General features: G+C 34.4%; 11 protein-coding genes. 4 read left to right on the top strand and 7 right to left on the bottom strand.

Annotation, left to right across the window (positions count from 1 at the left end; all coding sequences use genetic code 11):
• Window positions 1–4 precede the first annotated feature (4 nt).
• The 4 genes from mscL (at window position 5) to EIG86_RS05920 (ending at window position 3,268) form a co-directional block, all read left to right on the top strand.
• Window positions 5–430, top strand: coding sequence for a large-conductance mechanosensitive channel protein MscL (gene mscL / locus EIG86_RS05935; RefSeq protein ID WP_127845246.1), 426 nt, complete (start codon window positions 5–7; stop codon window positions 428–430).
• 155 nt (window positions 431–585) lie between these two features.
• Entirely contained in the window at window positions 586–2,394 is a 1,809-nt protein-coding gene (locus EIG86_RS05930; RefSeq protein ID WP_127845245.1) for a GNAT family N-acyltransferase, read from the top strand.
• Window positions 2,395–2,399: 5 nt separating this feature from the next.
• Window positions 2,400–2,795: an HIT family protein gene (locus EIG86_RS05925; protein WP_127845244.1), complete on the top strand. Its 396-nt coding sequence runs from the start codon at window positions 2,400–2,402 to the stop codon at window positions 2,793–2,795.
• Window positions 2,796–2,797: 2 nt separating this feature from the next.
• Entirely contained in the window at window positions 2,798–3,268 is a 471-nt protein-coding gene (locus tag EIG86_RS05920) for a CYTH domain-containing protein (protein WP_127845243.1), read from the top strand.
• Between the two features lie 36 nt (window positions 3,269–3,304).
• Here the strand turns inward: EIG86_RS05920 and EIG86_RS05915 are convergent, their stop codons facing one another.
• From EIG86_RS05915 to EIG86_RS05885, 7 genes are all read right to left on the bottom strand, one after another.
• Window positions 3,305–3,691, bottom strand: coding sequence for a TraR/DksA family transcriptional regulator (locus EIG86_RS05915; RefSeq protein WP_127845256.1), 387 nt, complete (start codon window positions 3,689–3,691; stop codon window positions 3,305–3,307).
• Between the two features lie 2 nt (window positions 3,692–3,693).
• Complete coding sequence (gene ileS, locus EIG86_RS05910; RefSeq protein WP_127845242.1) at window positions 3,694–7,101, bottom strand: isoleucine--tRNA ligase; 3,408 nt, start codon at window positions 7,099–7,101, stop codon at window positions 3,694–3,696.
• 107 nt (window positions 7,102–7,208) lie between these two features.
• Entirely contained in the window at window positions 7,209–7,997 is a 789-nt protein-coding gene (gene murI / locus EIG86_RS05905) for a glutamate racemase (RefSeq protein WP_127845241.1), read from the bottom strand.
• Between the two features lie 70 nt (window positions 7,998–8,067).
• Window positions 8,068–8,577 carry an OmpH family outer membrane protein gene (locus EIG86_RS05900; protein ID WP_127845240.1) on the bottom strand — a complete coding sequence of 170 codons (510 nt, stop codon included), beginning with the start codon at window positions 8,575–8,577 and terminating at the stop codon, window positions 8,068–8,070.
• A gap of 33 nt (window positions 8,578–8,610) precedes the next feature.
• Window positions 8,611–9,411 (bottom strand): OmpH family outer membrane protein, encoded by an 801-nt coding sequence (locus EIG86_RS05895; protein ID WP_127845239.1) that lies wholly within the window; start codon window positions 9,409–9,411, stop codon window positions 8,611–8,613.
• 31 nt (window positions 9,412–9,442) lie between these two features.
• Window positions 9,443–12,094 carry a BamA/OMP85 family outer membrane protein gene (locus EIG86_RS05890; protein WP_127845238.1) on the bottom strand — a complete coding sequence of 884 codons (2,652 nt, stop codon included), beginning with the start codon at window positions 12,092–12,094 and terminating at the stop codon, window positions 9,443–9,445.
• On the bottom strand, window positions 12,030–12,767 hold the full coding sequence (locus EIG86_RS05885) for an isoprenyl transferase (protein ID WP_127845237.1): 738 nt from the start codon (window positions 12,765–12,767) through the stop codon (window positions 12,030–12,032). Before EIG86_RS05885 ends, EIG86_RS05890 begins: the two co-directional genes overlap by 65 nt.
• Between the last annotated feature and the right edge of the window lie 7 nt (window positions 12,768–12,774).

Genomic DNA, 12,774 nt, shown 5'->3' with positions numbered 1-12,774 from the left:
AGTTATGAAAATTATCAAAGAATTCAAGGAGTTTGCCATCAAAGGTAATATGTTTGATATGGCGATAGGTATTATCATAGGTACTGCTTTTGGTAAAGTAGTTTCATCGCTTGTGAACGATATGATTATGCCGCTTATCGGATATTTTTTAGGTCGTGTAAAATTTCAAAACCTCAAATTGACGCTTCAAGAAAGAATCGAAACCAATGGTGAAGTTGTTCAAGAATTGGTAAGTGTGAATTATGGTAACTTCATTCAAATTATCATTGATTTTGTAGTTATTGCTTTAAGTATTTTTGTGGTTATCAAAATTTTTAATCGAATGAAAAACAAAGCAGAAAATGAATCTGACCAGACTGAAACCACGCCTAAAAATATAGAATTGCTTGCAGAAATAAGGGATCTTTTAAGAGAAAATAAGCGCTCTTAAACTTTTAGTAATATTAGAATTCTTTCCTTTTTATAAAAGTAAAAGTTTGTATTAAATTCGCATTATTTTTTGGACAGAAGCCAATTTTCTTATTGTTTATCCGTTACGGCTATTGTTAAACTTTGTTATCTTTACAAATTACAACCTAACCGCAAATGAGTTTTATAACACCAAAAGAAATTGCACAAGGACTGAATTTGAGCAAGTTTGGCGTGCTTGGAAACATGATGGGACAGTTCATCATGCAAGCGACACGTATTTCAGATTTGAACAAAATCTATGACAAATACACTCACTTACAAGGAGTTGAATTTATTGATGCCATACTTTTAGATTTGGACGTTGAATTTGAAATTCCTGAAAAAGATTTAAAACGTATTCCTAAAGACGGTCCATTTGTGACTGTTTCCAATCATCCGCTTGGTGCTGTAGATGGCTTAATCTTGTTGAAATTACTTTTGGAAGCCAGACCAGATTACAAAGTAGTCGCCAATTTTTTATTACATCGGTTATTGCCATTAAAACCTTATGTTATGCCGGTTAATCCTTTTGAAAATAGGAAGGATGCTAAATCTAGTATTTCTGGATTGAAAGAGGCTTTATCTCATATTAAAGAAGGACATCCGTTTGGAGTTTTTCCAGCTGGAGAAGTTTCAACACACATAGAAGGGAAAACAATTGTGGACAAACCATGGACTTCTGAAGCTATGCGATTAATAAAAAAAGTAAATGTACCGATTATTCCAGTCTATTTTCATGCTAAAAATTCAGCTTCATTTTACCGCTTTGCAAAGTTGAACGATTCTTTGCGAACTGCGAAATTGCCAAGCGAAATGCTGAAGCAAAAGCAACGTACTATCAAAGTTAGAATTGGTAATTCTATAAGTGTAGCTGAACAAAATGAACATGAAAATTTAGAAGATTTTACAACATTTATCAGGCAAAAAACTTACTTTTTAGCCAATGCTTATGAAAGGAAAAACTTATTACAAAATTTGCCAAAGCAAATTAAATTTCCATTAAAAAGACCACCAAAAAACATTGCAAATGAAGTCTGTCTAGAAGATATAGAAAAAGATATTCAAGCTTGTCGTGACCAATCCAAACGATTGTTGGAAAGTAATAATTATGAGGTTTTTATCGCTGAAAGAAAATTGATTCCAAATATTGTTTTAGAAATAGGTCGATTGCGTGAAATCACATTTAGAAGTGTAGGTGAAGGCACAAACAAATCTGTTGATTTGGATAAATATGACGATTATTACCAACATATGTTTTTGTGGGACAATAATGCTAAGAAAATTGCTGGAGCCTACAGAATGGGGCTTGGGCGTGATATTTTTAATAAATACGGTATTGATGGTTTTTATTTGAATGAATTATTCCGATTTGAACCTGAACTTTACAAAACTTTGAGCGAATCCATTGAAATGGGGCGTGCTTTCATCACCAAAGAATATCAACAAAAACCGATGCCTTTATTCTTGCTTTGGAAAGGTATCGTCCATTGCACTTTGCGATATCCTGAACACAAATACCTCATTGGCGGCGTTAGTATTAGCAATCAGTTTTCAAATTTTTCTAAATCTATGATGATTGAATTCATGAAATCTAACTATTATGATCCGTATATGGCGCAATTTGTTCGTCCTAAAAAAGAATTTAAAGTCAAACTAAAAGATGCAGACAAAGATTTTGTTTTTGATTCTACCCAAGCTAATTTGAATAAATTCGACAAAATCATAGATGAAATTGAACCCAGCAACCTTAGACTGCCGGTTTTAATTAAAAAATACATTAAACAGAATGCTAAAGTTGTGGCGTTCAATGTCGATCCGCTTTTCAATAATTCTGTAGATGGTTTGATGTATATTCGGATTGAAGATATTCCTGAAAGCACTGTTAAGCCTGTAATGGAAGAGTTTCAAGCTGAACTTGAAGAAAAAAATAAATCTCAAAAATAAAAATTATGTCCTCTATTTTTTCAAAAATTATCTCAGGAGAAATTCCTTCACACAAAGTTGCAGAAACAGATGATTTTCTAGCGTTTTTGGATATTAATCCTAACGCAAAAGGTCATACTTTGTGCATTCCTAAAAAAGAAGTCAACAAAATATTCGACCTAGATCACCAAACTTACATGGATCTAATGGCATTTTCGAAAGATGTGGCTCATGCCTTAGAGGCAACAGTAGACTGCAAGCGAATTGGAATGTCAGTCATTGGTTTAGAAGTGCCTCACGTTCATGTTCATCTCATTCCATTACAAAGTATGGACGATATGCGTTTTGAAAATAAAGAATCTTTTTCTGATGAAGACCTTTCAGCCCTAGCTGAATCAATAGCAGAAAATTTTAAAGCATAGTTGTGCAGGAAATTGAACGCAAATTCCTGGTAACTTCCAGCAAATTCAAAGAAGAAGCTTATGATAGTAAGTCAATTTCACAAGGTTTTTTGAATTCACACAAAGTAAGAACAGTTCGTGTCAGAATTTATGGGAATTCTGGTTTTTTAACCATTAAAGGCGAATCCACAGCAGATGGAACATCTCGATTCGAATGGGAACAGGAAATTCCAGTAGAAGAAGCTAAATCACTTTTGAAACTCTGTGAACCTGGAATAATTGAAAAAACACGCTTTTTAGTAAAAAAAGGAAAACATATTTTTGAAATAGATGAGTTTTATGGCGAAAATGAAGGATTAATTGTTGCAGAAGTTGAACTCAATTCTGCTGATGAAAAATTTCAAAAACCAAATTGGTTAGGAACTGAAGTCACCGGAAATCCAAAATATTACAATTCTGTTCTCAGTAAAAATCCATATACCAATTGGACATAAAAAACTCCCGATTTGTCGGGAGTTTTTTAAATATTGTTACTGCTGATTTTTTGCTTCAATACTCAGCGTTGCGTGAGGAACAAGCAAAAGCCTTTCTTTTCTAATCAGTTTACCTGTTTCTCTACAAATGCCGTAGGTTTTATTCTCAATTCTAATCAAAGCGTTTTTTAAGTCACGGATAAATTTCCCTTGTCTAATAGCCAATTGTGAGTTAGCCTCTTTACTCAATGTATTGCTTCCGTCATCAAAAGATTTGAAAGTCGGTGCCGTATCTTCCGTGTCGTTAGCGCTTCCGTTTTTGAACGATTGCTCGTAAAGCTCAAGTTGATGCTGGGCTTTTTCTATTTTATTTTGAATCAATTTTTTGAATTCTGCCAAATCAGCGTCAGAATATCTTTCTTTAGTTGTAGTTTCTTCTGTCATGTTCATTTGTTTTTTTTAATTTCTAAAACGGTACTCACATCGTCAAACTCAATTGGTAAACCGTTTTGAATTTCACTATTAATATTTAATTTATCGGTTAATGTTTCAGTCTTAATATAATCTAGATTTTGGTTGACTGCAGTTTCTATTTGCTTGTCATATTTCAAATAGACATCGATTCTGTCCGTAACTTCTAATCCGGAATCTTTTCTCAAATTTTGAATTCTATTGACCAATTCTCTGGCAATGCCTTCATTTACCAAATCTTCATTTAAAGTAACATCTAATGCAACAGTCAGGCCATTTCCGCTGGAAACAAGCCAACCTTCTATATCTTGTGAAATAATTTCAACTTCATCAAGACCGATTTTTGTCGGGCTATTTTCAATATTCAATTCGATGAAACCTTGTTTTTCAATTTCAGAAATGTCATCTGGATTCATCGCCTTAATGGCTTGAACCGCCAATTTCATGTTTTTACCAAATCTTGGGCCTAAAACTTTGAAATTCGGTTTTATTTCTTTCACTAGAATTCCAGATGCATCATCTATGAATTCAATAGATTTTACGTTAATTTCAGATTTTATCAAATCTGCAACATCTGAAATTTGCGTTTTTACTTTTTCATCCAAAACTGGAATCATAATTCGCTCTAAAGGTTGCCTAACCTTTATCATTTCTTTTTTTCTGAGGGATAAAGCCAAAGAAGAAATTGTTTGTGCCATTTGCATTTTATGCTCCAAATCCTTATCGACAAAAGCTTCATCGTATTTTGGAAATTCAACCAAATGTACACTCTCTTGAAACTCTCCTTGTATACTTGAAGTTAAATCTTTATAAAGCTTATCTGAATAAAATGGTGCAACAGGGGCTGAAATTTCAGCAATTGTTTTCAAACAAGTGAACAAAGTTTGGTAAGCGGAGATTTTGTCCGACTTGTATTCGCCTTTCCAGAATCTTCTTCGGCTCAACCTCACATACCAGTTGCTCAGATTTTCTTGAACAAAATCTGAAATAGCACGTGTGGCTTTTGTCGGTTCATAATCTCCGTAAAATTGATCTACGGTTTTGATGAGTGTATTCAATTCTGAAAGAATCCAACGGTCGATTTCTGGGCGTTTTGCTAATTCAATATCTGCTTCTTTATAGTCGAAATTGTCCAAATTGGCGTACATCGAAAAGAAAGAATAAGTATTGTAAAGCGTTCCAAAAAATTTACGTTGAACTTCTCCAATGCCTTCCAAGTCGAATTTCAAATTGTCCCATGGGTTTGCATTCGAAATCATGTACCAACGTGTGGCATCTGGTCCATAGGTTTTTAAAGTTTTAAAAGGATCGGCTGCATTGCCTAATCTTTTGGACATTTTCTGTCCGTTTTTGTCTAAAACTAAACCGTTAGACACTACATTTTTGTAGGCAACATCGTCAAAAATCATAGTTGCAATAGCGTGGAGAGTATAAAACCATCCTCGGGTTTGATCCACACCTTCGGCTATGAAATCGGCAGATCGCCAAGTGTCTTCCACTTTATTTTTGTTTTCAAAAGGATAATGCCATTGTGCATAAGGCATAGATCCTGAATCGAACCAGACATCGATGAGATCAGCTTCTCGTTTCATTGGTTGTCCTGAATCTGAAACCAGGATGATGTCGTCTACGATATTTTTATGTAAATCTACTTTATCATAATTTTCATCACTGAAGTTATCTGGTTCAAAACCATCGTAAGGATCGTTTTTTTGAAATCCTGCATCGATAGATTTTGAAATTTCAGCTTTTAGTTCTTTTATAGAACCAATTATTTTTTCTTCTTTGCCATCTTCTGTTCGCCAAATTGGCAACGGGATTCCCCAATATCTAGACCTGGATAAATTCCAATCATTGGCGTTGGCAAGCCAATTTCCAAAACGACCTTCACCAGTAGATTTTGGTTTCCAGTTTATGTTTTTGTTCAACTCATGCATTCTATCTTTGAACTCGGTGACTTTAATAAACCACGAATCAAGCGGATAGTATAAAATTGGTTTGTCGGTACGCCAGCAATTTGGGTAGGAGTGAACGTATTTTTCAACAATGAAAGCTTTGTTTTCTTCCTTCAGTTTGATCGCGATTTCAACATCAACAGATTTTTCTGGTGCTTTGCCGTCTTCGTAATATTCATTTTTGACGTATTTGCCTGCAAGTTCATCTAATTCCGGTCTGAATTTTCCTTTCAGATTGACAAGCGGAACTAAATTATCATTTTCATCTTTAACGAGCATTCCTGGAATTTCTGGCTCTGCTTGTTTGGCAACCATGGCATCGTCTGCACCGAAAGTTGGTGCTGTGTGAACGATTCCTGTTCCGTCTTCAGTAGTGACAAAATCTCCCGCGATAACTCTAAATGCGTTTTCTGGATTGTAAAATGGCTTTGTATATGATAAAAGTTGCTCGTAGCGACTTTCTACCAAATCTTTACCAAGAATGTTTTCAGAAGTAAAATACGGTATTTTCTTGTCATCTTGGCTATAATCTTTGAGTTCAGATTCAGACTCAACTGCCTTATATTTCTTTTTGAAAAGTTTTCCAACCAAAGCTTTGGCTGCGATGACATTTATTGGTTCAAATGTATATTGATTGAAGGTTTTTATTAAAACGTATTCAATTTTTTTACCAACTGTTAAAGCTGTGTTACTTGGTAAAGTCCATGGCGTGGTTGTCCAAGCTAGGAAATAAATATCACCTTCAATGTTTTGTAATTTTTCTGGTAAAGTTTCTTTTTTAGCTTTGAATTGTGCTGTAACCGTTGTGTCTGTAACATCTTGATAAGTGCCGGGTTGGTTCAGCTCGTGTGAGCTTAGACCTGTTCCTGCTTTTGGTGAATATGGCTGGATGGTGTAACCTTTATAAATCAGTCCTTTCTTGTAAATTTCTGATAAAAGCCACCAAACAGTCTCCATATATTTGGACTTGTAGGTGACATACGGGTTCTCCATATCTACCCAATAGCCGATTTTTTTGGTCAAATCGTTCCACACATCGGTGTAGCGCATTACTGCTTCTTTACAAGCCTTGTTGTAATCTTCAATAGAAATTTTGTTACCGATATCTTCTTTGGAAATTCCCAGTTCTTTTTCCACACCGAGTTCAACAGGTAAACCGTGTGTATCCCAACCAGCTTTTCGGTTCACTTGAAATCCTTTTTGTGTTTTGTATCGACAAAAAATATCCTTAATACTTCTAGCCATGACGTGGTGAATGCCAGGCATTCCGTTTGCCGATGGCGGTCCTTCAAAAAAGACAAATGATTCTTTGCCCTCGCGACTATCTATACTTTTTTGGAAAATATCGTTGTTTTCCCAAAATTTAGAAATGTCTTCTGCAACTTTTGGTAGGTCAAGCCCTTTGTATTCAGGAAATTTCTTACTCATTTTTCATTGATTTCAAATGATTTGCGAAAATAAGGATTTTATCTAAATACTAAACTTCAATGTAAAAAAACTGTAGTTAAGTTTTATGTTGATTTCTATTCGGATTATTAGAATTCTTTGAAAATAATATTTTCTAGATCAAAATTAGGATTCAGCTTTTGAATAATACTTTGGTTTAACTTATTGGTGAAAATCTTAAGACTTCCAATTTTTTCTGAAGTATTTTTTAGATTTTTCGCTTTTAGTACATTTTCAGTTTGTTTAGCGACGGCATATCCAGAGTCGATAATTTTGATGGTTTCTGGCAGTAATTGTTTTAGTATTGGAATAATATATGGATAATGAGTACAGCCTAAAACTAAAACATCTATGTTCTCATCTATAAAGATTTGAACTTGCTTCTTTAAACTCTCTATAAAAATAGGATTGTCTAAGGTTCCACTTTCAACTGCTTCTACGATATTTTTGCCAATGACCTCAACAACTTTTGTGTCTTTTGCAAATGTCTGACTTGTATGTTGAAACAATTCACTTGATAAAGTTCCTTTGGTTGCTAGAATACCAATACGTTTGGTTTTTGTATTTAAAGCCGCAGGTTTTATGGCAGGTTCGATGCCAACGAAAGGTACATTATAAGTTTTCCGTAAAACATATATGGCATTTGTGGTTGCGGTATTGCAGGCAACAACTATAATTTTTGCACCAAATTGTAGAGCCAAATCTGTATTTTTTTGGCTCAAACGTATAATTTCCGACTTGGGTTTTTCACCATAAGGGGCGTTTATACTATCGGCTAAATAAATAATATTTTCGCTGGGTAATCTAATGATGATTTCTCTTAAAATAGAAGTCCCACCAAGTCCAGAGTCAAATATTACAATAGGAGCATCATGCATTTTGTGAAGATTATTTCATAAAAAAAGCCATCACAAAGATGGCTTTTTTTATGGTATTTCAAAATTTTAATTATTCTCCAATTGCAGCTTTAGCATCGGCCATAAGGTCGTATCCATCTGCCATTAGAACGCCAGCGCCAAGAGATGAATCCAATACGTAATCGTATCCTTTGTCTCTTGCTACTTGCTGAATAACTTGTCTCGCTTTTTCTAAAACAGGACGCATTAACTCTTCTTGTTTTTTCTGAAGATCTTCAGATGCAGTTTGTCTGTATTCCATTATAGATTGCTGCATTTCCTGAAGCTCCATAGCTCTTTTTTGATTTTCTTCTTCAGTTTTTGAGCTTGCTTCTCTTTGATAGCGCTCATTGGTTTTTTGAGCTTCTTTCAATAAATCATCAATTTCTTTTCTGTAGGTTTTTTCTAATTGATCGATTTGAGAATTGACATTTTGGAAGCTTGGCAGGTTTTGCACAAATTCATTTGAGTTGATATGAGCAACTTTTGATTGTGCTTCTGCCGTAGTTGTAAAACCAAATGTTAGAACTAAAGCTATTAAAATTGTTGTTAACTTTCTCATTTTTAAAATTTAAATTTAGTGATTATATTATAATTAATTATTTTCTCTTGCTTCTCGAATAGAGTCTCTTTGTCTTTCGCGTTCTTCTCTTTGTTTTAAAATTCGTGCTCTGCGCTCTTCGAATTCTTTTTGTCTTGCCGCTCTAATAGAATCTCTTCTGCTTTCTCGGTCATCTATTTGCTCTTGTCTTTCATCTTCTTTTTCCTTTCGGTCTGCAATTCTTTCTTTTTCCTGAATGCTGTCCTGCTCTGCTTTTTGTACAGATTTGTAATCGTCTAATTCTTCAATAATATTCTCGCTCTGACCATCAGTTCTTGCATTTCTTTTAATCATTTTTAAAACGATTTCACTAATGTCATGTCTTTTTGCTGAAAACAAAAGTAATGCATCTGCAGAGTTTTCAAAAATGAAATCGTAACCTCTGCTTTCACCGATTTCTTGAATAGAGTTAAAAACCTGATCCTGAATAGGTTGTATTAATTGTCTTTTTTGTGTAATGAAATCTCCTGACACGCCAAATCGCTTATTTCTGTATTCCAAAAGTTTATTTTCCTGAAATTCGATTTCATCTTCCATATCCTGAATCAATTCAGGAGTGAGTAGTGGTCGCTCTTTTTCAAGTTCATTTTTTAGCTTGTCAATTTCATTTTTCTTAGATTCTATTTCTGTTCGCCACTGTTGGGCTTTAGATTCTAACTGTCCACTAGCTTGTCTGTATTCTGGAACATTATCCAAAATGTAATCCATGTCTACGTAAGCCACTTTTAGCCCGCGTTGTGCATTCATCTGAAATGCAATACTAAGGATGATTAAAAATGAAAGTTTTGTCTTCATTGCGATTTAGTTTAAGAAATAATCGTGCCAATTAAAATTGTTGGCCAATTATAAAGTGAGTTTCCCAACCATTTGCACCAGAGTTTGATCCAGGTATAGGATCGAAACCATACCCAAAGTCAATTCCTAACAAACCAAATGCTGGCATGAAAATTCTAAGTCCAGCCCCGGCAGATCTGCTCATTTCGAAAGGTGTGAAGTTTTTGAAATCATCAAAAGTTGAACCGCCTTCCAAAAATGCCAAACCATAAATTGATGCAGTTGGCTTTAATGTTATAGGATAACGTAACTCCATGGTGTATTTATTGTATATAGATGCACCATCATTAAAACTTTCTTCCCCAGACATCGATCTACTTCTTGGCATTACTGATTGATTTGGGTAACCTCTCAAGGCAACTATTTCACGACCATCTAAGGCAAAACCTGCCAATCCATCACCACCTAAGAAAAATCTTTCGAATGGAGGAATACCTCGCTCATTATTGTATGCGCCTAAAAATCCGTATTCAAATCTGGTTCTCAATACCAATTTATCAACCAGTCTGTTGTACCAATCGCCACTGAATTTCACTTTATAAAACTCTAACCAATTGAAACGTTGTTGATCAATTTCTGCCAATGCGTCAGCATCTTCATTTTGTAAAGCGACTTGTCTTTCATCTCTCAATTCTCCATAATCTACATCGTTAAATAATGAATATGGTAGGGTGAATTTAAAAGATAAATCAAATTCTGAACCGCCCAACGGGAAAATTGGATTCGTAAATGTATTGTTTCTATTTAAACCTAAAGTAAATGATAAGTTGTTTGAATTTCCATTAGGAAATCTAAATAAACCAATATTGTAATTATTCAATTTGAAATGTTGGTAACCTACAGCTGCAGAAAGCGTAAAGTTTTGGTCAGGTTCTCTAAGTCTTTTGGCAAAACCAACATTAATTCCAGAAATTGTAAAACTTCTGTCGTTATCCGCACGCCTTGTTAAAGGATTGAACAAAAATTGAATGGTTTGTGATAGGGAAACTGATAATTGTACCGGACGCTTCCCTCCTAACCAAGGTTCTGTAAACGACAAGCTATAATTCTGAAACGAAATACTAGCTTGTGCTCGTAAAGATAATGACTGACCATCTCCCATTGGGATTGGTTTGTAAGCTTCTTTGTTGAAAATATTTTTTAATGAAAAGTTATTGAATCTAAGACCTAAAGTACCGATGAAACCGCCGCCACCGTAACCACCTTGTAGTTCTATTTGGCTACTGCCTTGTTCTTCTACAACGTATTCTAAATCTAAAGTTCCTGATTGTGGATCCACATTCTTGAATTCTGGCTCAAGATTTTCAGGATTGAAAAATCCGAGTTGACCAAGTTCACGTATCGTGTTCATGACGTCTTGTTTGCTATATTGTTGACCTGGTCTGGTTCTTAAATTTCTATAAATTACATTATCATTTGTTTTGTCGTTACCTCGGACTTTAATGTCGTTGAAATAAGCGATTTTACCTTCGTTAATTCTAATCTCAAAATCGATGGTGTCGTTATAAATTCTAGTTTCAACAGGTGTGATATTAGAAAACAAATAACCATTGTTTTGATATAAGTTGGTAAGATCTTCTGCGTCTGGCTTTTCTTTATTGGCAATTTTATTTTGGAGTACGGTACCATTGTAGGGATCTCCTTTTCTAATTCCAATAAGTTGATTCAGCTCTTGATCAGTATATACAGAGTTACCTAAAAATTCAATATTTCCAAAATAATAACGATCTCCTTCCTTAACTTCAAGGTTGATAACGATATCATTGTCTGATTTTTCTATTATGGAGTCTTCTACTATTCTGGCGTCTCGATAGCCTTTTTCTTTGTATTTTTTGACAATTTTCTCTTTGTCAGCTTCATAATCTTCTTTGATGAATTTAGAGCGTTTCCAAATTCTAAGGAAGTTTTTCCTTTTGGTTTTCATGATTCTTCGAATCTTCCAATCAGAAAATTTCTCGTTACCTTCAATATTAATTTCACCGATTTTTACCTTATCACCTTTCTTAATATTTATGGTCATATTAACAAGGTTTTCAGTATCAGTAGTGTCAATAACTTCTGTTGTAGAAATGTTTGCGCTTGCGTTTAGAAAGCCTTTTTCACGGTATTTGTCTTCAATATTGTTTCGTAGGTTGATGATATAATTTTCTGTGACTTTTTTGCCGCTGGTAATGTCGTTATCCTTAATGATTTCTTCGCGCTTGCGCTTTTTAATTCCTCGGACTTTTACGTCTTTAAGTTTAGGAACTTCAACGATTTCTAATTCTAAATCTGCAGTATCACCTTCTACATTTACCAAATAAAAATTGATGTCACTAAACAAGCCTAAATCCCAAAGCTTTTTTAGAACTTTACTGATTTTATCACCAGGTATATAAATCTCATCACCAGATTTTAAGCCTGTAAATGCGATAACTGTATTCTCATTATAACTTGTGGAGCCACTGACGATAATTTCTCCAATGGTGTATTTTTTTCCAGTTGATTGAGGAACGTTTTGTGCATTTGCTGTGTTGCAAAATAAGACAAGTGCTATTAATGATAACCATAGCGGGGTTTTTGCAAATTTGCATTTGCTTTTAAAGTTGTTCACTTGTTTTTCCAAATCTTCTCTCTCTTTTTTGATATTTATAAATCGCTTCAAAAAGGTCATTTTTACTAAAATCAGGCCAAAGAACCTCAGTAAAATACAACTCTGCATAAGCTATTTGCCATAGCAGAAAATTGCTAATTCTTTGTTCTCCACTTGTTCTGATCATCAGATCTACATCCGGTAAATCTTGGGTGTAAAGATGATTATTTATTGTAGATTCATCGATGTCATCCGAATCTATTAAATCATTTTTAACTTTTTTGCTAATATTCTTTACTGCTTGAGTAATTTCTTCTCTAGAACCATAGCTCAATGCTAAAGTCAGAGTCATGCGCTTATTGTTTTCGGTTTTGCGCATTACCTCTTTTAATTCTTTTTGTGCATTCTTCGGCAAATTTTCTATGCAACCAATTGTACTTAGTTTGATTTCGTTTTCTTGAAAGGTTTCGATTTCTTTTTTCAAAGAAGACACCAAAAGTCGCATTAGCATTTGGACTTCAAGCTTTGGTCGATTCCAGTTTTCAGTAGAAAACGCATAAAGTGTAAGATTTTTTATACCTAAGTCTGCGGAAGCTTCTACAATTTCACGGACAGTTTTTGTGCCTTTTTCATGGCCTTTGACACGCATCAAACTCTGCTTTTTTGCCCAACGCCCATTACCGTCCATGATGATGGCGATATGTTCTGGGAGTTTATCAAGATTAATTTGTGACTTGTAGTCCATTCTTCAA

The organism is Psychroflexus aestuariivivens, assembly GCF_004010055.1.
Taxonomy (GTDB): domain Bacteria; phylum Bacteroidota; class Bacteroidia; order Flavobacteriales; family Flavobacteriaceae; genus Psychroflexus; species Psychroflexus aestuariivivens.
This window is presented reverse-complemented; position numbering and strand designations above follow the sequence as displayed.